Annotated in this window: 19 protein-coding genes and 4 pseudogenes; 8 read left to right on the forward strand and 15 right to left on the reverse strand. The window is 69.1% G+C overall.

Going from position 1 to position 19306, the window contains the following annotated elements; translation table 11 throughout:
• Positions 1-98: 98 nt before the first annotated feature.
• Positions 99-539 carry a transposase gene (locus HNR61_RS23630; RefSeq protein WP_220509711.1) on the forward strand — a complete coding sequence of 147 codons (441 nt, stop codon included), beginning with the start codon at positions 99-101 and terminating at the stop codon, positions 537-539.
• Here HNR61_RS23630 and HNR61_RS23635 read toward each other — a convergent pair.
• Positions 437-871 (reverse strand): hypothetical protein, encoded by a 435-nt coding sequence (locus HNR61_RS23635; RefSeq protein ID WP_182845673.1) that lies wholly within the window; start codon positions 869-871, stop codon positions 437-439. The two genes, HNR61_RS23630 and HNR61_RS23635, sit on opposite strands and share 103 nt — an antisense overlap.
• 116 nt (positions 872-987) lie before the next feature.
• On the opposite strand from HNR61_RS23635, the pseudogene HNR61_RS23640 reads away from it, so the two are divergent.
• Positions 988-1829: pseudogene (locus HNR61_RS23640) on the forward strand (IS5 family transposase).
• 139 nt (positions 1830-1968) lie between these two features.
• Here the strand turns inward: HNR61_RS23640 and HNR61_RS23645 are convergent.
• The 5 genes from HNR61_RS23645 to HNR61_RS50065 form a co-directional block, all read right to left on the reverse strand.
• The gene (locus HNR61_RS23645) at positions 1969-2229 is read right to left on the reverse strand and encodes a hypothetical protein (RefSeq protein WP_182845375.1); all 261 of its coding nucleotides are present in this window, start codon (positions 2227-2229) and stop codon (positions 1969-1971) included.
• Positions 2226-2462, reverse strand: a complete 237-nt coding sequence (locus tag HNR61_RS23650) for a hypothetical protein (RefSeq protein ID WP_182845376.1) — start codon at positions 2460-2462, stop codon at positions 2226-2228. The genes HNR61_RS23645 and HNR61_RS23650 overlap by 4 nt, the downstream gene beginning before the upstream one ends.
• A 319-nt stretch (positions 2463-2781) precedes the next feature.
• Positions 2782-3024 (reverse strand): hypothetical protein, encoded by a 243-nt coding sequence (locus HNR61_RS46905; RefSeq protein WP_220509712.1) that lies wholly within the window; start codon positions 3022-3024, stop codon positions 2782-2784.
• Positions 3025-3071: 47 nt separating this feature from the next.
• Positions 3072-3398 (reverse strand): hypothetical protein, encoded by a 327-nt coding sequence (locus HNR61_RS23660; RefSeq protein WP_182845377.1) that lies wholly within the window; start codon positions 3396-3398, stop codon positions 3072-3074.
• Positions 3399-3415: 17 nt separating this feature from the next.
• Positions 3416-3850, reverse strand: a complete 435-nt coding sequence (locus HNR61_RS50065; RefSeq protein ID WP_312898087.1) for a tyrosine-type recombinase/integrase — start codon at positions 3848-3850, stop codon at positions 3416-3418.
• Here HNR61_RS50065 and HNR61_RS50070 point away from each other — a divergent pair.
• On the forward strand, positions 3841-4383 hold the full coding sequence (locus tag HNR61_RS50070) for a hypothetical protein (RefSeq protein ID WP_312898089.1): 543 nt from the start codon (positions 3841-3843) through the stop codon (positions 4381-4383). The two genes, HNR61_RS50065 and HNR61_RS50070, sit on opposite strands and share 10 nt — an antisense overlap.
• Positions 4384-4488: 105 nt before the next feature.
• On the opposite strand, the gene HNR61_RS23670 is transcribed toward HNR61_RS50070, so the two are convergent.
• From HNR61_RS23670 to HNR61_RS23690, 5 genes and pseudogenes are all read right to left on the reverse strand, one after another.
• Positions 4489-5055 carry a hypothetical protein gene (locus HNR61_RS23670; protein WP_182845378.1) on the reverse strand — a complete coding sequence of 189 codons (567 nt, stop codon included), beginning with the start codon at positions 5053-5055 and terminating at the stop codon, positions 4489-4491.
• A 69-nt stretch (positions 5056-5124) separates the two neighbouring features.
• Positions 5125-5904 (reverse strand): annotated as a pseudogene (locus HNR61_RS23675) (Tn3 family transposase); the annotation flags it as partial.
• Between the two features lie 209 nt (positions 5905-6113).
• Positions 6114-6773 (reverse strand): recombinase family protein, encoded by a 660-nt coding sequence (locus tag HNR61_RS23680; protein ID WP_182845379.1) that lies wholly within the window; start codon positions 6771-6773, stop codon positions 6114-6116.
• Positions 6774-6929: 156 nt separating this feature from the next.
• Positions 6930-8369: a serine/threonine-protein kinase gene (locus HNR61_RS23685; protein WP_220509713.1), complete on the reverse strand. Its 1440-nt coding sequence runs from the start codon at positions 8367-8369 to the stop codon at positions 6930-6932.
• Positions 8370-8407: 38 nt separating this feature from the next.
• A complete protein-coding gene (locus tag HNR61_RS23690) occupies positions 8408-9031 on the reverse strand; it encodes a recombinase family protein (protein WP_182845380.1) in 624 nt (207 codons plus the stop codon).
• A 468-nt stretch (positions 9032-9499) separates the two neighbouring features.
• Between HNR61_RS23690 and HNR61_RS23695 the strand changes: the two genes are divergently transcribed.
• Complete coding sequence (locus HNR61_RS23695; protein WP_182845631.1) at positions 9500-10660, forward strand: IS30 family transposase; 1161 nt, start codon at positions 9500-9502, stop codon at positions 10658-10660.
• Between the two features lie 52 nt (positions 10661-10712).
• Here HNR61_RS23695 and HNR61_RS23700 read toward each other — a convergent pair whose 3' ends face one another.
• Complete coding sequence (locus HNR61_RS23700) at positions 10713-11489, reverse strand: carboxylesterase family protein (protein WP_182845381.1); 777 nt, start codon at positions 11487-11489, stop codon at positions 10713-10715.
• Positions 11490-11624: 135 nt separating this feature from the next.
• Between HNR61_RS23700 and HNR61_RS50075 the strand changes: the two genes are divergently transcribed.
• The gene (locus tag HNR61_RS50075) at positions 11625-12167 is read left to right on the forward strand and encodes a GNAT family N-acetyltransferase (RefSeq protein ID WP_220509714.1); all 543 of its coding nucleotides are present in this window, start codon (positions 11625-11627) and stop codon (positions 12165-12167) included.
• Between the two features lie 58 nt (positions 12168-12225).
• Here the strand turns inward: HNR61_RS50075 and HNR61_RS23710 are convergent.
• Together HNR61_RS23710 and HNR61_RS23715 are read right to left on the reverse strand one after the other, a co-directional pair.
• Positions 12226-14957 (reverse strand): annotated as a pseudogene (locus tag HNR61_RS23710) (Tn3 family transposase).
• Between the two features lie 176 nt (positions 14958-15133).
• Positions 15134-15787: pseudogene (locus HNR61_RS23715) on the reverse strand (DUF4158 domain-containing protein); the annotation flags it as partial.
• Between the two features lie 168 nt (positions 15788-15955).
• Between HNR61_RS23715 and HNR61_RS23720 the strand changes: the two are divergent.
• Both HNR61_RS23720 and HNR61_RS23725 read left to right on the forward strand, forming a co-directional pair.
• A complete protein-coding gene (locus HNR61_RS23720) occupies positions 15956-16165 on the forward strand; it encodes a hypothetical protein (RefSeq protein WP_220509716.1) in 210 nt (69 codons plus the stop codon).
• A gap of 193 nt (positions 16166-16358) precedes the next feature.
• Positions 16359-17477, forward strand: coding sequence for a coiled-coil domain-containing protein (locus HNR61_RS23725; protein ID WP_182845382.1), 1119 nt, complete (start codon positions 16359-16361; stop codon positions 17475-17477).
• 129 nt (positions 17478-17606) lie between these two features.
• Here HNR61_RS23725 and HNR61_RS23730 read toward each other — a convergent pair whose 3' ends face one another.
• Positions 17607-18140: an Lrp/AsnC family transcriptional regulator gene (locus HNR61_RS23730; protein ID WP_182845383.1), complete on the reverse strand. Its 534-nt coding sequence runs from the start codon at positions 18138-18140 to the stop codon at positions 17607-17609.
• Positions 18141-18241: 101 nt separating this feature from the next.
• Between HNR61_RS23730 and HNR61_RS23735 the strand changes: the two genes are divergently transcribed.
• Positions 18242-19255 (forward strand): threonine ammonia-lyase, encoded by a 1014-nt coding sequence (locus HNR61_RS23735; RefSeq protein ID WP_182845384.1) that lies wholly within the window; start codon positions 18242-18244, stop codon positions 19253-19255.
• Positions 19256-19306 lie beyond the last annotated feature (51 nt).

Below are 19306 nucleotides of genomic sequence, written 5' to 3' on the forward strand. Positions count from 1 at the left end.
TATCGCCCTAGAACGGCCCGAAGAAAGCGATCCGACCAACTAGCAAACATCTATGTCTGTATGGCGACCCGGCGAGGCCGCCCGACGGGGACAAGCGTTTGGCCGAACTTACAGGAGCCCGCGTCCTGGCCGAGATCGGCGACGACCGCACCAGCTTCGCCGACGCTCGCGTGTTGAAGGCCTATGCCGGGTCGGCCCCGGTCACCTGCGCCTCGGGCCGCAGCATCACCCACCAGGTCATCAAGAACGACCGTCTGGCCGTAGCCGGGTCCGTCTGGGCATTCGCCGCCTCCACCAACCACCCGCCGGCCCGCGCCCACTACCAGCAGCGCCGCGACCGCAGCAGCCGACACCCGGCCACCCTGCGCCAACCTGTTCAACCGGATGCTCGGCCAGCTCTTCCACTGCCTCCAGACCAGGCAGCTCTACGACCCGGTCAAGGCTTCATCGCATCCGCCACAAGCACTGTCTGCCCCCAGAACGACATCGAGATCCTCTCCTCAGCGCCGTCGAGGGTCCTCAACGTGGATGACCCGTAGCTGGATGCTGTCTTGGTTATGCGCCTGTTGTGCATGCGCGAGAACCACAGCGTCGCTCTTGTCGACAGCCCCATCAGGACTGACGTAGCTGTAGAGGCCAGGATAAAGCCCGGTGACCGTCCAGCCCGAGCCGTACTCAGGGGGAAGTCGATGATCCCGAAGGATCGTGCAGGCCTCCCGTCAGGAACAGTGCCATGCTCGCGGAGCACTTCGATCGAGTGAGTTTCCAGATCATCCACCGGATTCGGCACGAACAGGCAGGTTCCGTAAGCGAACAAGCCCCACGGCTTGGACTTGATGACGATCTGTCGCCAGCGTTCGATCAGTTCCATAGGCGCCATAAGGTGGGTCTTCCGGGGACTTGATCAGGTCGCTAACCGTTTAGTGCACTTGACGCCTTAGGTTCTGTCGTCAAAGTGGATGCGGTCGGCTGGATTGCTGGCGATCCTTGAAAGCATGGTTCGTCGCCCGTGAGCTGAGCGATGCCGAGTGGGAAGTGCTGGAGCCGTTGCTGCCGCGGCAGCGGATGGGCCGTCCCCGGGCCGATGACCGGCGGATGTTGAACGGGATCGTGTGGAAGTTCCGCACCGGGGCGCCCTGGCGGGATGTGCCTGAACGCTATGGCTCCTGGGCCAGTCTGCACACCCGGTTTCGCCGGTGGGCCGCCGATGGCACCTTCACGGCCATGCTGCAGGCCGCCCAAGCCCGCGCCGATGCTGAGGGGGACATCGACTGGTTGGTGGCGGTGGACTCCACCATCGCCCGGGCTCACCAGAGCGCCGCCGGGGCCCGAAAAGGGGGCGCCGCCACCGGGCGCTTGGACGATCACGTGGCGGACTGACCAGCAAAATTCACCTGGCCTGCGACGGACGGGGCCGCCCGTTGGCGCTGGTGGTGACCGGCGGCAACGTCAATGACTGCACCATGTTCACCGCGGTGCTGGAGCAGATCCGGGTGCCGCGTCCGGGACCGGGGCGGCCCCGCACCCGTCCAGACCACATCGTGGCCGACAAGGGCTACAGCAGCCGGGCCATCCGTTCCCACCTGCGGCGGCGCGGAATCGGCGCGACGATCCCCGAACGCGCCGACCAGGTCGCGAGCCGGGTCCGCCGCGGCGCACGCGGCGGACGACCCCCAAGCTTCGACCCCGAGGTCTACAAACGCCGCAACGTGGTGGAACGCTGCTTCAACCAGCTCAAACACTGGCGCGGCATCGCCACCCGCTACGACAAGACCGCCGAGTCCTACCAGGCCGCCATCACCCTGGCCGCCGTGCTGATGTGGCTATGAACTTTGACGACACAACCTAGCGCCATCGAAGGTCTTGCTCCCGCCGCGCCAAACGTCGCCTGGAGTGACCGAGCAGGGTCGATCCGGCGAGTGCGCAGGCGGAGATAGGTCAGTGGACGTCGTGCTTCCCCGGCGCCACTCACTCCTGGCGGCCAGGGGGCACGACGTCCCATGCGTCATGACGAAGGCGATGGACGCGCAGCCACCAGGCGATCCCGCCACCGCCCCGCCGACGGATCCAGACGCGATCCTGGACGAGGGCTTGGACGAGGGCCTGGACGAGGGCCTGGATGAGGCGGATGTGGTGGCGGCGCGGTTGCAGGCCGAGGTCGCCGCCGCGGTGGCCGAGCTGCGTGGGCAGGCCGCCCAGTTGCGCGCCCGTCTCGCACCGGGTGATCACCAGGCGGAGGCCGACAGGACCCGGTGGTGCACGGTGCCCACGTCGGAGTGGCCGTCGGCGCGGACCGGGGTGATGGCGGCGCGGAAGGCGGTGGCCTGGTCGTGGTCGCCGTCGCGGTTCAGGTTGTCGGCCGAGTAGCGCAGGTAGTCGCCCAGCCAGCGGCGCGCGATCATCTGGTCGCGGAAGCGGGGGCTGAGCGGATGCGGCGCCGGGCGCGGGTCTGCGGTTTCCACGCACACCGCCTGGTCCAGCACCAGCCGATCAGGTGGCGGGTTCGGTGTCCGGGTTCGGTGACCGGTTCGAGGGCGGGGCAGATGGGGGCTCGGCTGTGGGGTCAGGTGGCGGATGACTGGTCATGGCGGTGGCGCGGTTCTTTCGGCGGCGGAGGGCCGCAGCAGCAGTGGCCCCGTACCGTAATGCTGCCACTATCGGATGTGGGCGTGTATGTCGTGCGACATAGACCAGCAGCGCGACCTGGCCGCCCGGCCCGGTCCATGCCTAGACCGACCGACGACATTCTTGGGGTTTCTGTTTCTTGCCCCCCCGGGAAGCTCAGGCCCGAAATGTTCTGCGGTACCACCACACAGTCACCGGGGCCAACGCCGCGCCGACGATCTCCTCACGGGATTTGGCCTGGAGTTCGGGGGCGGTGCGTCCGGCGGCGGCCAGGTCGCTCAGGGTGCTGTGGCGCAGTTGGTGCAGCGTCCACCCCTGCCCGTGCGGGTCGCAGACCCGGGATGCCTGTTTGAACAGGTACTCGGCGCGCGAGTAGGGGTGTCGGTAAGACTCGTGCAACCAGGTACACCCGTTTGAGTTCGCCCAGGTCAGCGGTCGTGTGTCTGCTAGGGTTGTGCGGAGATGAGGTCTGCGGTCCGAAGCATCCTGGCTACGTAGACGGCTTCGTCGCCAGAAAGATCGCCGAGGAGGCTCGCGAGCTCGGCGGCGCAGTCGATCAGAACTTGGCGACGTTCGGCGTCGAGTGTCCCGTGGTTGGTGATGAAGGTCTGGATGCAGCCGGCGAGGTAGGCGTCGAGCGCCGGAGCCGACTCGCCGCTGGGCGCGTCTACCCAGCGCAGGCCGTCAGGGAACGGCGTGGCCAGGTGGTCCGCCCTGGTCGCGGACACCTCCGCGACCAGGGCATGGTGTGCGTCCGGTGCTCGGTCAGTCATGGAGATCGTTCCTTGGCCTATTGGTCGGTGGGGAGGCGTCCGACGGCGTCTTCGAGATCGGTGTGGGTGGGCAGGGTGTATCGGCGGGTGGTGTCGAGTCGGGCGTGGCCGAGAAGTTCGGCGGCGACGACGATGTCGACGCCGGCGCGCAGCAGGTTGGTGGCGAGGGTGTGCCGCAGGGTGTGGGCGGACAGGGCGAGGGCGCCCGCGTCGTCGACGATCTCGGCGTCGGTGGCGAGTTCGTCGATGAGCTGGTCGACGGCCCGGGTCGACAGGCGCCCGCCGCGCTGGTTGAGGAGCAGGACGGGGTTGTCGGCCGCGCCGGGCCAGGACGCACACTCGGTGCGCCACTCGGTGACTGAGACGCGGGCGGTGCCGTCCAGGAGCGGGATCTCGCGGGAGGTCTCGCCCTTGCCTGACCGGACGATGACCTTGCCCTTCCGTGCGGACAGGGGACGTCGTTGTCGTCCAGGGCGACGAGTTCGGCGATCCGGACGCCGGAGTAGAACAACAGCCGACCGATGGCGCGGTCGCGGGCGAGGGGGCGGCGTTCGACGGCGCGCAAGTACCGCTTCTGCTGGCGGGCGTCCAGGGCGCGGGGCGCGAGCTTGGGTGCGTCGTCGCGGCGCACCACGGCAGGGCCGAGGCCGAGCTGGGTGAAGAAGTGGTCCAGGGCGGTGAGGTGGGCGTTGACAGTGTTCGAGGCGCGGTGAAGGACGGTCTTCATGTGGGTCTTGTAGTCGCGGACGGCGAAGTCGCGGTCGTGGGCGTCGGTGAGCGGGGCGCCATCCAGGCCGCTGCTGTCGAGCCAGGTGAGGAAGGCCCGCACGCGGAAGTCGTAGGCGCGCCGGGTGTCGCCATCCAGCGGAGCCCGCTCCAGCGCCGCGGCGTAGGCGGCGTGGATCGTGGTGAACGCCTCGGGTACCGCTTGGTGCTGCCGTCCCACACGGCCCTCGCAATATCAGAAGTGGTTTCGCCAGGCTAAGCGTAGCCCAGTACCGCGATATCAGAAGTAGGGCCTGTGGCGAGCTTCTGATATTGAGTAATGTCAGAAATCTTCGGGTGACTCGACGCGAGTTAAGAGCCGTGATCAGGCTTTGAGTCCGATCTGGGTAGCGGTTTCGGCGTCAAATGCCGCGAGGACGTCGTCGGTGCACAAATGGAACCGGCCGTTTGGCGGATAGTCTGCTGAGCGTCCGGCGACGATCCAGGCCTGACCTGTAGCGGTCCGTAGGTGGACGGCTTCGGGGATTGGTATCCCAGGCCCGAGTTCTTGATCGCTCCATAGGATATGGCAAGATTCGATCGGTGAGGCGAGGATGCTGGCCCATGAGGGATGGTCGGTGACCGTGACTCGAGCGGAGCCGCCCGGATTGCCGATGTTGATGACGAAGTCGCTTATCGGGGCCCGGTAGAGCTCAAGGCCGTAGTGGCCAAACGTGTGGTTCCAGGTCGCTGAGTAGGTGAAGCCTGGATCCATGGTCAGCTCGATGCCCATGGTGGGTTCGTGCCAGGCGCCGTAGTCCCATTCGTCGGGCGTGGTGCCCTCGTCGCCGGCCATGAGGACGAAGTAGTCGACGGTGAGAACCGTCTGCCCACGTAGGTCGGCGGCCAGCCGTTCGTAGCTTTCTACTGTCGGCTTCGGCCCGGAGTTCATGGGCGAATCATGCCGGGAAGGGCCTGACCTGGCTCAGATGTTTGAGCCTGTCGGAGGGTTGCGTAGAGCTCACGTGCTGGTTGGTGCGAGCCCTGTCAGGTCCAGGCGTCTATCGGTGCGCAGCTGGATCTCGCCGTAGGGAGTCATGTTGGTGTGGAACAGCGGGGTGAGGCCGCGCCGGTCGGCGTCGGTGAGGACGTCCTCCCACTTCGGTAGGGCGAGGGTGTCCTGGATCATCAGGGTGTTGATGAGGCCGAGGGCGGACTGGAGGATGTGCAGGCACAGCATCCCCAGCTCCTGTTCCTCGCGCCGGTTGGAGGCGAGTTCGCCGCGCTTGCCGAACTTGATGTAGTCGTTGACCCCGTTGTAGTTCTCCACCACGTTCAGCCCGGACTCGGTCTCCCGTTGGAGATCGCGGTCGCGGAGCCAGCGGGCCAGGAAGATCGTGCGCTGGGCGCGGCCGACCTCCAGCATCGCGGCATAGGCCGGGTGGGTGGTCTCGCTGGTGAAGCGGCGCAGCAGGGCCTCGGTCGTGGCGGTCCTCAACCGGATCGCAGTGGCGTACTTCATCATCACGTCGTAGTTGTTAGCGATGATGTCCCAGCGGATCGGCCTGGTCAGCGCGGGTACGAGCAGTGGGTAGGAGAATTCGTCGCCCTTGCCCGGGACGTACAGCTTCATCTTGTTGATCTGCTTGAATCTGGCGACCAGGTCGAAGTCCAGGAGCCGGGTGATCCCGAACCCGACGTAGCTGGCGCCATGGGAGTCGACGTAGTTGGTCTCGATCTCCATGTCGGTGCCATGCCGCCTCGCGCCCTCGACCATTGCGTGAACCTCGGAGGCCGAACAGGGGGGACAGACCAAGTACGCCGGAAAAGTGCAATGGCTCGCCGCGAACGGCAATGATGGGGCAGACAAGATAAGGCCGGAAGCGCATGAGGGGTTGAGCTGAATAGGGAATTCGCCTACGCCGGGAAAGGGCCCACGGCGAAGGGGCGGGCCGGGGAGCACCGGCCTGCGGGAATCCGGCGGTCGGTGGGGCCGGCCGGCTCAGCGGGTCAGCGGTCGGGGCCGGCGGCCAGGGCGGAGCGGCCGTCCGACAGCTCCGGCACGTGCTTGTACACCGTCGACCGGGACACCCCGAGCAGGCGGGCGATGGAGGCCACCGAGTTCTCAGCGCGGCTCAGCAGGTCGCGGGCGCGGCGGACCTGCTCCGGTGTCAGGGCCGGGGGCCGGCCCAGGCGCGTGCCCGCGGCGCGGGCGGCCTGAAGCCCCTCCTTGGTGCCCTCGACGATGAGTTTGCGGATGAACTCCGCCAGCGCGGCGAAGACGTGGAAGACGAGCCGCCCGCCGGGGGTGGTGGTGTCCAGGGCCTCGTGCAGGGAACGGAACCCCACCCCGGTGCGGCGCAGGTCGCCGACCAGCGAGATGAGGTCGGCCAGGGATCGGGCCAGTCGGTCCAGGGACGGCACGACCAGGGTGCCGCCGGGGCGCAGGTAGTCCAGGCAGGCGATGAGGTCGGGGCGCTCGGCGTCGCGGCCGCTGGCCTCGTCGGCGACGACGCGGGAGCACCCGGCGGCCGTCAGCGCGGCGAACTGGCGGTCGAGCTTCTGTCCCTGGGTGGAGACCCGGGCATAACCGATGAGCGCCCCGCCGCCGCCGGCGGCGGCGGGTGCGGGGGCGAGGGGGTCCTCGGGCGGGGTGAGTCCGGCGCCCATCCGGCGAGCGTAGGAGAAACGGCGTGATCCGGGTTGTCGGACACCCGGGGTTTCCACCACGTTTTCCCGACACGTTGCCGAGTGGTTCGGCGCCCCCGCGAGGTGTCCGTCTCCGAAGCCGTCTGCACGAGTGTCCGAAGTCTTATGCACGGAGGTTCAATCCGAGCCTGCGACCGAAGCATTACCGCTGTCCGACCTGCTGTGGACCGACCGGGCTAGGCGGGTTTTGATGTCGCGATAGCAGTACGCCGCGACGGTCAGGACACTCCCCACGTAGATGGGCAGCGGCCCGCCCCAGGTGTAGTAGGAGCCGCTGGCAGCGATGGTTGACCTTGGCTCCTGCATCCAGAACACGACATCCACCACGAGGCCCACGACGAAGACAGCCACGACTGCGTACCCCGTCCCGCGCATCAGTCCTCTGAAGCGCGGGGTGAGTGCTGCCGTGAACACCCAGATGACCGCCACGATGATGAGGAAAACGAGGAAGTTCACCCGGCCCATATCCAAGCCGCCCACCGGGCCCCGGCTCACATCCAAGGCGAACCAGTAATCGACCAACGAGTTGAAGAACAAGCACAAGAACACCGGGGGGCCGAACCGTTCCAGTGTTGCGCGGACCGTGTTCATCGGCGGGCCGTGAAGGTGTGCCGGGGTACTCGTCGATGCCGTCTGCGGCTGCGGAGGGGCGCTGCTCGCCCCGGAGGTGGAGACTGCGGCCGGGAGCGGAGTCGTGACCGGCATGGTGGGAGGTGGGGTGGACACGTCTGTTGACAGTGCGGGCTGAGGTGCGCGGTCAAGTTGGCGCAGGGCCTGGGCGAGGCCGGCGGCGTTCGGGTACCGCTGGGCGGGCTCCTTGCGCAGCAGGGTCAGCACGAGGTCGTCCCAGACGGAGGGGATGCCCTTCCTCACCGAACTCGGCAAGGGAGGTTGCTGAGTGAGGTGAGCCGAGAGGTAGCCCATGGCATCGGAGGCCTGGAACGGCGGCCGGCCCGTGATCAGCTCGAAGAGAAGGCACCCCAGGGCGTAGAGGTCGCTGCGCGGTTCGGGAAAGCCGCGTGCCTGTTCAGGGGCCATGTACGGAAGCGTGCCCACGATGAAGCCGGTCTGGGTCAAGCGGTCCGCGGCCGCATAGGGGTCGGCTGCTCTCGCAACTCCGAAGTCGAGGACTTTCACCATGCCGGACGGTGTGATGAGGATGTTCGACGGCTTGATGTCCCGGTGTATGACCCCTGCTTCGTGCGCGTCGTCGAGCGCCTCGCAAATCTGCGTGCCCCACCGGGCCGCATCCAACAGAGCGACGGCGCCTCGGCTCAGTACCTTGTCCAGGCCTTCACCGCGGACCCTTTCCATCACCAGGAACGGGACTCTGCGGTCTTTCGTGCCGGTCTCGCCGAGGTCGTGGATGGTCACGATGTTGGGGTGCTGGAGCTGAGCGGTGATCCGTGCTTCGCGCAGGAACCTGGCGCGTGCCTCGTCGCTGTGGCTTCCGTCACCAGCGAGCCGGGAGATCAGCTTGACGGCGACGGGACGCCCCAGTGTCTCGTCCTGTGCCTCCCATACCTGCCCCATGCCGCCTTCGCCGAGCTCTCGCACCAGCCGGTATCGGCCCTCGAGAAGTTGGTCTCTCACTGCTATGCATCCCCCATCGGCATGTTGGCGGGGGCCGGCTCTGCGAGGTAGCGGTGAAGGGAGGTCTTGGGGATCCCGGTCTTGGCCGCGATCTGCCCGAGGCTGGCGCCCTGGCCCTTGAGGAGCCGCGCGTACTCGATCGTGTCGTCGGCGTGGGCCACGGGACGGCCGATACGGCGGCCTGCCGCCTCCGCCACGGCGCGGGCGTGGGCGGCCCGTTCAGCGGTGAAGGTGCGCTCCATCTCGGCGAACAGCGCCAGCAGCAGGAAGGCGATGCGGCCCATCCCCTCGGCAGCGGTGTCGATCGGCAGCGGGTCGGCCAGCGAGCGCACCCCGATGCCCTTCTCACCCAGATCGTGGACCAGGTTGAGGACTTCGCGCATGTTCCGGCCGAGCCGGTCCAGGGTCTGCACGACGACGGTGTCACCGGGGCGGGCGTAGGCGAGCAGGGCGGCCAGGCCGGGCCGGTCGACCGTGGCACCGCTCTTCTTGTCCACGTAGATCCGGTCATCGCCGATGCCCGCTTGGGCCAGGGCGGCGAGCTGGCGCTCCAGGTGCTGTTTGGTGGTGGAGACCCGGGCGTACCCGAGGTCGACCCCGGTGGCGGGGTGGTCGTGGGTTCCCATGGCCGAACCGTACCGCAAGTCGATTCCGTACGGGCCTTTCGGAACACTTATTGTGGAACGACTTGTAGAACGGCCGGCGGGAGGATCTGCCCAGGATGCGTCCGCCGGGGCTCGTTTCACCTGAGCCGTTCCACTTCCAGGATGTGGAACGCTTCTCACGTCAGGTCCTCGCGGCCGAGTTCCCGGGCGCCGGGCAGGAACTCGGCGGGGAACTCCGGCGCCGAACAGGAAGGCGCGCTCTTCCTCGAACCGGTCGAGGGTGCGGCAGTTGAGGGTGAGCAAGTGGGGGGCGAGGAGGATTGGTACAGGATTTAGCGGTAATACTCTCCGTGACGAAGATGACGGAGCGTGCAGTCGCCGGATCCTGAGCCGGGGTTCCTCGCCCGAGCGCTCCCTGTCCGAGAATCGATGGCGGGCTCAAGGGATCAATGCACCACCAATAATGATCTTGGTCATTGTGGAGGTGTGGTGCGGGACTACGGGTTCTCTCCTGAGCGGCAGGACGAGCTGTGGCGGCGCTGGAGGGATGGTGACTCACTCGGAGTGATCGCTCGGGGTATGGGGGCCGAGCTGCAGCATGTGCGCCGGTTCCTAAGGCAGACGGGCGGGCTACGGGTGCCGGTGCGGCGCCGGTCCTGTCGGCATCTGAACGCGGTCGAGCGCGAAGAGATCTCGCGCGGGATTGCGGCTGGCCTGTCGGCTCGGGCGATCGGCCGACTGCTGGAGCGGCCGGCATCGACCATCTCGCGGGAGATCCACCGCAACGGCGGCCGGGCGGCCTATCGAGCATGTGAAGCCGATACCGCGGCTCAGCTTCGAGCCCGGCGCCCCAAACAAGCCAAACTGGCCTCCCGGCCCAAGCTGCGCGCACTGGTCGAGCAATGCCTGGACCAGCGTTGGTCGCCCGAGCAGATCAGCGGCTGGTTGCGGCGAACGTTCCCCGACCCGGCGATGCAGGTCTCGCACGAGACCATCTACCTGTCGCTCTACGATCCGCGCCGACGTGCTCTCGACCGCAAACTGAGCAACCGGCTGCGCCGTGGCAGGCCGTTCCGACGGCCTCGCAAAGCCCGCAAGGTCACAGGACAAGGGCGGATTCAGGACATGGTGTCCATCAGCCAACGCCCCGTCGAAGTCGAGGATCGACTTGTCGCAGGGCATTGGGAGGGCGACCTGGTGATGGGCTCACGCCCCTCAGCGATCGCCACCCTGGTCGAACGCACGAGCCGCTACGTGAAGCTGATCGCGCTTCCTGAGGGCATCAAATCCCACCAGGTCCGCCCCCATCTCACGCGCTCGGCCATGGAGATCCCCACGCCACTACGCCTGTCGGTCACCTGGGACCGAGGCCGCGAGATGGCCGAACACAAGAACTTCACCGCCGACACCGGCATGCCCGTCTACTTCTGCCGACGCCGCAGCCCATGGCAGCGAGGCGCCAACGAGAACACCAATGGCCTCTTGCGCCAATACCTGCCCAAGAGCAGCGACCTGCGCGCCCTCGCCCCGGCCGACCTGGATGCGATAGCCGCAGAGCTCAACCACCGTCCCCGAAAGATGCATGGCTTCAGATCAGCAGACGAGGTCTACGCTGATCTTTGCGGACAGGTTGATGCATTGATCCCTTGAGTCCGCCATCGTTTCCCGGACAGGCGCAACGGGCGCACACCGCGCGACGGCGTCACCGCGAGGAACCCGCTCGCCTCCTTCTGCGACGCAGAAGGACGACCGCCGTGGTGATGAGGACCGCGGCGACCACGAGGGCACCCCACACCCTGCCCCAGCCGATCACGCTGGCGACCACCAGCGGGTGGTAGGGGTTGGTGCCCTCGTACTGCAGCGGCGTCAGCCGGTCCAGGCCGGGATCGGTGCCGTCGAAAGCCAGATCGCCCCAAGCCCGGCGCGCGGCGGGGTAGGGGTCCTGCTCCACGCGCAGGTCGTGGTCCAGCATCATCGTCGATCGCGTCTGGGTGTCGTACAGCGGCCACTCGGTCCCCGAAGCAGCGGGGCGGCCGTCCCGGGCGAACCCCACCCACAGGTCCTGCACCTGCTCGGAGAGCACCCGGTTGTCGGCGGTGTCGCCCACGAAGGTGTCGGCGGCCTCCAGGGTGCCGAACAGGAACGGCAGCTCGACCGCGTGCGGCGACCCCATCCGGCCGTCCAGGTCGGTCGCGGGAACCGTGGCCAGGTACATCCGCACCTCGACACCGCGCTCGGCGAGGGCCTCGGCCATCCGGATGGCCGGCATGCGGAAGGAGACGTCCCCGGCCAGGGCCATGCCCAGTTGGGAGTCGGTCAGGTCGGGCCGCTCCCGCAGGTAGGCGTCGGCGACCTCCTGGGAGCGCCCGCCCACCAGAGACTCCAGCCAGGGTTCGAAGTACACGCGGGGGAGGCGGTCGATCTCGGGCAGCAGGTACATCCAGTACCGGGCCTCGTCCAGGGTGGTGCCGATGACCACCGGGGCGGTGGGGTCTACGCCGCCATCGACGCGATACTGGCCTCGGCCCGCTACCAGGACGGCCTGCGCGAGGAGGCCCTCGGCGTCTACCTGCGCCTGGAGGAGGCCATCGCCCGCGCCCTGCATCGGGACCCGGTGGTCTATGACATCGTGCCCGGCCACGCGGACCGGATCGAACGGCTGACCCTGCTCTACACCGCCGAGCTGCGCACCGGCCCCGCCCGCGGCGGCGCCCTCGACATCGCCCGCTTGGACGACGGCGCGATCGCGGGGGTGGCCGCATGGGAGGGGCCCCGGCGGCCCCGGCCGGGCGACCGCTGGCAGCGGCTGCGGGTCCTGCCGCTGCACATGCGGGCGATCGGAGTGCGCCACCTGGGTGCGACGCTGTCGCGCTTCGCGGCCGCCAGGCCGACGTCGCCCCACTGGTACCTGGCCGATATCGCCGTGGACGACCGGGCGCGGGGGCTGGGGGTCGGGTCCGCGCTGCTCGCCCACCGGCTGGCCGCCATCGACCGGCAGTGCCTGCCCGCCCATCTGGAGGCCACCACACCCCACAGCCGCCGCCTCTACACGCGGTTCGGATTCCAGGAGACCGCGCGGGTCGACATCCCCAGCAGCCCGGCGGCCATGACCCGCCCGGCCGCGGCGCCGCCGCCGCAGGGCGCACCGGCGGCGTAGCCGGCGAGCGGCCCGGCGGCGCAGTGCCAGTCGCCGCCCACGCGGTTCGGGGGCCCGGTCAGGCGGCGAGGTCGACGTCGAAGTCGACCTCGGCCAGCACGGGGTTGAACGCCTCGGGGGTGACGGCGAGCTCGTCGGTGGCATAGGCGCCGAAGCGGGTGATGTGGGCGCGCAGGTACGGGGAGAGCGCGCCGAGGTCGGCGGGGGTGATGGTCCAGCCCTCGGCGACCAGGCCGCGCACGACGTCGGCGATGTCCAGGGCGTTGTGGAAGACGACCAGGTTGGCCAGCAGGGTGTTGAGCTTGATGAGCTTCTCCTGCTCGGCGGGGTCGTTGTCGGCGAGCACCCCGTTGTTGCCGAACCCCAGCCACTGGGCGAAGCCGTTGTAGGACTCGACCTTGTTGGTGGCCGCGGTGACGCGGATGCGCAGGGCGGGGTCGGCCAGGTAGCGCAGCAGCGCCACCGTGCGCACCGACCGGCCGACCTTGCGGAACACCTTGTAGACGCGGTTCTTGCGGGAGTTGGAGCGCAGCCGCCGCATCAGGGCGGCCGAGGACAGCCGGCCCTGGCTGATGGACAGGGCGACCTGCATGAGGTCGCGCCAGTGCCGCTCGATCAGCCGCCAGTCGATGGTGTTGCCGCCCACCCGCCGTAGCGGATCGAGGTCTCGGCCAGCAGGTTGTCGATGTAGGTCTCGACCTGGGTGCCGTCGGCGGCCACCGCCGTGCCGTCGCCCCACGCCTTGACCACGTCCAGCTCGGCGAAGGCGTTGACCACCACCGCGATCGCCGCATTCAGCTTGGCGGTGTCGATGTGGCGGTTGCGCACCATCGACAGCTCCCAGGCGGTGATGCCGGCGATGTGCTTGGCCGCCTCGTAGGGGCCCATGTTGATGCCGCCGGTGAACACCGCCAGGCTGTAGCGGCCCAGCGGGTCCTTGAGCTTGGGGTCGGCACCCGAAGCCGGGCCGAACTCGTGGTGCCAGCCCAGCCAGTGCGCGGTGCGCGCCACGATCCCCATCAGCGAGCGCTCGGGCATGCGCCGCGCGATCGCCTCGGCCAGCTTCTCGGCGGCCTGCGGCGCACCCGCGGCGCGGCGCTTCTTCAGCGCCGGCACCCCGGCCTCATCGATGACCAGGTCGGCGTTGTCGTCGTATCCGGCCTCCAGCGCCGCGCAGGCGTCGAGGTGGGTGTGCTTGAGGTGGTCGACGAACCCGGCCGCGCTCGCGGGCAGCCCGACCTCGGCGCAGAACCCGGCCAGCAGCTCTTCGCACTCGGCCCAGGGCAGCAGGTGCGCCGACCAGTCGGCGTACTCGCCCGAGCCCAGCACGGCGATGTCGCCGGTACGCAGCTCCTCGGCCAGGTAGCAGAACACCATGGCCTCGAAGTGGCGCCGGGCCACCATCCCCGGGCGGGCCCGGTCGGTGACGGCCCGGCGCCAGTTGCCCGAGGAAAAGGCGATTCCCGAGGCCGTATCCGCGTCGCCCTCCAGGGACGGGGGCAGGGGGATGAAGTCGCGGCGCATCCCGGCGTGGGCGCGGGCGTGGGCGAGTGCGGCCAGCACCGAGGCATCCGAGGAGGTGGCCTTCAGCTCCAGGCGGCCCACCAGGTCGAACATCACCGCCCGGTCCTTGCGGAAGTACCGGTGCACCAGCACCTCGTAGTTGTCGCCGTGGTAGGCGGTCACCGCCTCGATGTCGGCGAACTGGGCGGCGAACCCGCCCGCGTCCTCGACCGCCTCCACCGCGCGGCGCGCGGCCAGCTCCGCGTCGGCGCCTTCCGCCGCGTGGGGGTCCAGGTGCTCCAGGACCCCGCGGTAGGTGCCGATGAGCCGCTCGGAGACCTCGCGCTGGCGGACGCGGATGTCCTCCAGCTCGGCCTTGGCGCGCTTGAGGTTGGCCGCGACCCGCTTGCACAGCATCTCGGCGAGGTCGTCGCGGGCGCGCATCCGCGCGGTGTGCAGTAGGCACGCCACCAGCGCCAGCCGCTTGGTCTCGCCGTAGCGCGAGAGCGTGTCGACGTCCTGGGCGGCGGCCTCCCCGTCGAAGTCGGCGATCTTGGTCGGCGCCACCCCTTCCAGCCACGCCCAGGTGTCGCCGATCCGGTCGATCTCGGCCATGTAGTCGGCTTGGGCCTTGAACCGCGACCAGGTGGCGCGCTGCGCGGGCTTCTTCAGCCGGTGGAACATGGACTTGCCGTCGGTGCCGGCCACCGCCAGCAGCGCCTGGAGGCGGGCGCGGCCCTCTTCTCCGAGCCGTGCGCTGACGGCGGTGAAGATCTGGGCGTTGACCTCGGCGCGGATGCGCGCGGCCATCTCGTCCAGCGTGGTGAACCCCGGCAGCTCCAGCGAGTGCTCGACCAGGCGCTCCAGCGCGATGTTGATCAGGCCGGGCGGGTTGTTCTTGACCCGCGCGGCCTCCTCGATCGCCGCGGCGGCCACTGCGCGCGCCCGGCGCTGGTCATAGACCGCGCCCTGGCGGACGCGGACTTGCCTGCGGTGCCAGGCTGCGGTGCGGCCGGCCCCGTGGTCGGGCTCCACACCCGGCCCCAGTTCCAGGCAGCGCCGCACGTGGTCGACCACGACCTCGGGGACCTCGCCGGGGCCGGGGAAGTGCGTCATCTTCTGGTAGCACTTCAGCGCCAGCACCAGCGCGAACAGGGATGCCGGGCCGCTGGTGCGTTCGGCGGCCCACGCCTTCTCCTCGGCGGTGGGGGTGGAGAACACGTGCAGGGTCCGGGCGGAGGTGAGCCGTTTGAGCTGCGGGTAGGCCGTGCGTTCGATCGAGGTCACCAGCGGGCCCACTCTGACCAGGGATACCGAACGTGGCACACGCTAGCGAGGACGAACAGGACACCAGTGGCGGTTCACCGAATCGCAACCAAACGTACTCAGCTCATCACAGATTGGCGCCGAGGGCTGCCTGATCAGCCCGTTGCACTATTCCGGCGTACTTGGTCTGCCCCCTAACAGCTGATGAGCCGGGAGTGGACGGCCATGGACCCGCCGGTCTCGACCGTCCAGTAGATCAGCACGCCGCGCTTGGCCCTGCGGTAGCGGGAGTGCCACTCGGTGAAGATGTTCTGGTCGAAGGCGGAGAAGTGGGTGGAGTCCGAGGCGACCGTAGTCGTGCCCTCACCCCACAGGGCGGCCTGCCGCAGAGCCGTCCCGATGATCCGGCGGATCCGGTCCCGTGCCGGCGGCTCGATCTTCTCCTCCCGCAGGTGCGCCAGCAGCTCGGTGCGGATCCGGTCGACCTGCCGTTCCTTCGGGCAGACCTCGATCGCCAGCCAGTCGGCGGCCTTCTCGGAATCGGCCAACGAGCACTCCCGGAACCCGAAGTACTTCCGGATGTCCTTGCGGTGATCCTTGATCGTCCGGCCGTCCCACTCATACAGCCCCAGCTCCGAGGCGGGCACGTCGATCAGCCGGGCGACGTAGGCGACGGCCTGGTCGGGGAGCTCGGCGCGGCCTGTCGGGAACCGGCCGTTCAGCGCATAGAACCGCAGCAGCAGCGCGAACCCGAGCTTCGTCGCCCCTCGCCGGCCGGAAAGCTGCTCCAGCTCGTCCCCGACCAGCGTCCAGTTCCCAACAAGCTCGTCCTCGTCCAGCACACGCGCCACGCGGCATCCGGCTCTCTCGCGAAGCGGCGCCCACGCCGCCGCAAACCTCACGAATCCGGATCAATACTGGCCGTGCGCGATCATCCATGTCCGACGATCAAAGAAAGATCCCCCAACGGTCCGGCAGCATCACCACTGACCTGGGTGAACTCAAACGGGTGTACCTGGTTGCACGAGTCTTACCGACACCCGGTCTCGCTGCGAACTCCGGGCGCCCGCGCCCATTACGACCACCGCCGCACCATCGGCGACCGACACTCCAGCGCTCTGCGCAACACCTTCAACCGCATGCTCGGCTGCCTGTTCCACTGCCTCCAGACCGGCCATCTCTACGACGAAACGATCGCCTTCGGAGCACGGCTGGAGGCCGCCGCTTGACGGCTTAGACAGATCGGATGTCTGCACTCAGCCTCCTCGCAGGCCGTACGGCCTCCGTGTTCCGGGCCCGGGGGTGGTCACCGGGATAAGCGTCATTATCACGGTGTTTCTCTGATTTGAAGTTTTCGCCTTTTTCGATGCGCGAAAGTGGTTTCGCGCATGTAGACGCGAAACTTTCGCTAGTCTCGGTGAGGTGAGCAGCGATGTGACCGTCCCGACCGACGCCCAGGACGGCTTGAGTGAGGCACGACCCGTCACTGACGCCGGCGGCCCAGCTTCGGAACGCCGGGTGTGTGCGTTGGATGGCTGTGAGTTGGAGGTGCCGTCGTCACGGCGGGGGCGTCCGGCCAAGTACTGCAGTAAGGCCCATGCCGACCAGGCCAGCCGTGACCGGCGGGCGGCCGACGCCGCGGCCGTTGACGAGCCTCTCGCTCGCGCCGAGGCTCTGGCGCGGGACCTGCCTGCCGCGATCACCGCGTTGCAGGAGCGACTCGGTCAGGCGTTGGAGTTTCTCGGTCAGGCTCAGCAGGGCGCGCTGAGCAGGGTGGAGCGGGCCGAGGCCGAGACCGTCGCCGCCCGCCAGGCCGCCGCCGACGCCGAGGCGCGCGCCGAAGACACCGAACGCGCGCGGCATCAGGCCGAGCAGGCCGCCCGGGCAGCAGCCGCCGCGCAGCAGCGGGCACAGGCCATGGCCGAGCAAGCCGTGGCGGACGCCGAACAGACCCGCGCCGACTGCGCCGCTCTGGTGGAGGCCCATCAGCAGGTTCGCGACGCGGCCCGCCAGGCCCAGGCACACGCCGAGGCCGCCCGAGACGCCAAGACCGCCGAACTGCGCGCGGCCCGCGACGCCCACGAGGAGGAGCTCTCCCGGCTCCAGAGCGTGATCGATCGGCAGGCCGCGCAACTGGAGCAGGGCCGCACCGAGCTGGACCGAACGGTCGCCACGCTGGCGGCCACCCGTGAGGCGCTGGTCACCGCGCAGGGGGAGACCCGCGCCGAACGCGCCCGCGCCGAGTCCACCGAACGGGAACTGGAGCAACTCCGCCACGAGCACCAGGCCGCCGGCGTTCGGGTCGAGGAGTTGGCGGCGGAGATGTCGGCGCTACGGGCGGCGGCCGACCGTGATCGGTCCGAGCACGCGGCGGTCCTGGCCGCACAGCAAGCCCTGCGCACGCGGCTGGAGGAGGAACTGACCGCCGTCCGCGCCGAGGCCGCTGCCCAGCGAGAACGAGCCGCGGCCGCCGAGGCCTCGCTCAGCGCGCAGTCCACCGCTCCTGCCACCACCGAGGCTGGGGAGCCCAGGGACGGCTGAGATCGACCTCGTGCGGGATCGCCACCGATGGACTCGTGCCGATGTCCGCCGCGTTCAGCGTTTCAGGAGGTGGGCATTCTGCCCTGGGGCTGGCCGCCTGAGCGGGCGACCAGGCGGCGACGCCCGTCATCAATCCGGGCTTCCTGTTGATGGCCGCTCGTCTTGCGGTTGGGAGGACTGCGGCGCTGGAAGCGGGAGGGCAAGGCCGGTCTTGATGGTGTCGAAGACGAGCAGGGTCTCGTAACGCCTGATGTTGTCGTCCGCCTTGAACAGGCGGTCGCCGAGGCGGCTGCAGTCGCGCATGCTCCGTGCGGCCAGGACGACCACGTAGTCCCACGGCCCCGCGACCTGGTAGCACTGCTGGACCTGCGGGTCCGAACGCATCCGTTCGGCGAAGGCGCGGTGGTGCTCGAACGATTCCTCCTTCAGGGTCACCAGGACCGTGGCCAGAACGGTGGGGCCGAGGCGGTGCGGGTCGAGAACGGCGACCTGTCTGGTGATGAGGCCGTCCTTGCGGTAGCGGGCGATCCGCCGCTGGACGGCGCTCGGGGAGAGTCCCACCAGTTCGCCGAGGTCGTGCAGGGTGCGTCCGGCGTCGTGCTGGAGCAGGTCCAGGAGCTGGGCGTCGATCTCGTCCAGGCGGGGTGACGGTGGTTCGGGCACGCAAGATTATTGCGTTGCGGCGCGAATATTCTCAATCGCTTCGATCGGGTGTTCGATTAGCGTCGGTCCGGTCCGGAAGCCCCCGACGAGAGGCGAGACGCATGGACCTGGACGTGGCACGGATCGAGAAGGCCGTGCAGGTGATCGACCCGGTGTTCCTCAACACCCCGCAGTACCGCGACGAGCAGCTGTGCAAGGCGCTGGGCGGCCGTGCGGTGACGGTGAAGCTGGAGACGGCCAACCCGGTGCGCAGCTTCAAGGGCCGGGGCGCCGATCTGATGCTGAGCACGCTCGCCCCCGGCACTCCGGTGGTGTGCGCCAGCTCGGGCAACTTCGGGCAGGCCGTCGCCTACGCGGGACGGTCCCGTGGGATGCCGGTCGAGGTGTTCGTGCCCGAGACGGTCAATCCCGGCAAGCGCGAGCGGATGGAGACCTTCGGCGCCCGCGTCATCACGGCGGGCGCGGACGGCTCGTCGGCGCGGAGCGCCGCCGCCGCTCACGCCGAACGTCACCCGGACCGCGTCTACCTACAGGACGGTCACCAGGCGGCGATCGCCGAAGGCGCCGGAACGATCGGAGTCGAGCTGACCCGCGGCGCGGGCGGTCGGGACTTCGAGGCCGTGGTGCTCCCGGTCGGCGACGGCGCGCTGATCAACGGCGTCGCGCGCTGGGTGAGGGAGCACGCTCCCGGCACCCGGATCGTGGGGGTCAACGCCGAAGGCGCCCCCTCGATGCGGAACAGCCTGCGCGCCGGCCGCGCGGTCAGCATCGAACGCGCCCACACCTTCGCCGACGGCATCGCGGTGCGCACCCCGTTGGAGGCCTCGGTGCGACGGGCCCGCGCCCTGGTGGACGAGATCGTCCTGGTGAGCGACGAGGCCATCGCCGCCGCCATGGAGCTGGCGGCCCGCACGCTCGGGATCCTCCTGGAACCGGCGGGGGCGGCGGGCCTGGCGGCGATCGCCGGGGGCACGGTGCCCGGCGACCGATTGGCAACGGTGCTGACCGGCGCCAACCCGCGTCCCGAGCAGGTCCAGGAACTGGCGGCCCGGCTGGCACGGCCCGCCCGGAACGCATCGGTCCTGCGGGGAGACGACCGATCACCGAAGAGGTGACCGGAGTGGGCACCGCTTCCTCGTCCAGTCGCTGATCCGACCGCGGCTCGG

The sequence above is a fragment of the Actinomadura kijaniata genome (assembly GCF_014138665.1).
In the GTDB taxonomy this organism is placed as follows: domain Bacteria; phylum Actinomycetota; class Actinomycetes; order Streptosporangiales; family Streptosporangiaceae; genus Spirillospora; species Spirillospora kijaniata.

Excerpts from the sequence above, each read along its gene's own strand:
- HNR61_RS23680 (WP_182845379.1), bottom strand. The coding sequence starts at position 6,773 with ATGGGCGCCGGACTCACCCCGCCCGAGGACCCCCTCGCCCCCGCACCC.
- HNR61_RS23660 (WP_182845377.1), bottom strand. The coding sequence starts at position 3,398 with ATGACTGACCGAGCACCGGACGCACACCATGCCCTGGTCGCGGAGGTG.
- HNR61_RS23690 (WP_182845380.1), bottom strand. The coding sequence starts at position 9,031 with ATGGGAACCCACGACCACCCCGCCACCGGGGTCGACCTCGGGTACGCC.
- HNR61_RS23670 (WP_182845378.1), bottom strand. The coding sequence starts at position 5,055 with ATGAACTCCGGGCCGAAGCCGACAGTAGAAAGCTACGAACGGCTGGCC.
- HNR61_RS23635 (WP_182845673.1), bottom strand. The coding sequence starts at position 871 with ATGGAACTGATCGAACGCTGGCGACAGATCGTCATCAAGTCCAAGCCG.
- HNR61_RS23735 (WP_182845384.1), top strand. The coding sequence starts at position 18,242 with ATGGACCTGGACGTGGCACGGATCGAGAAGGCCGTGCAGGTGATCGAC.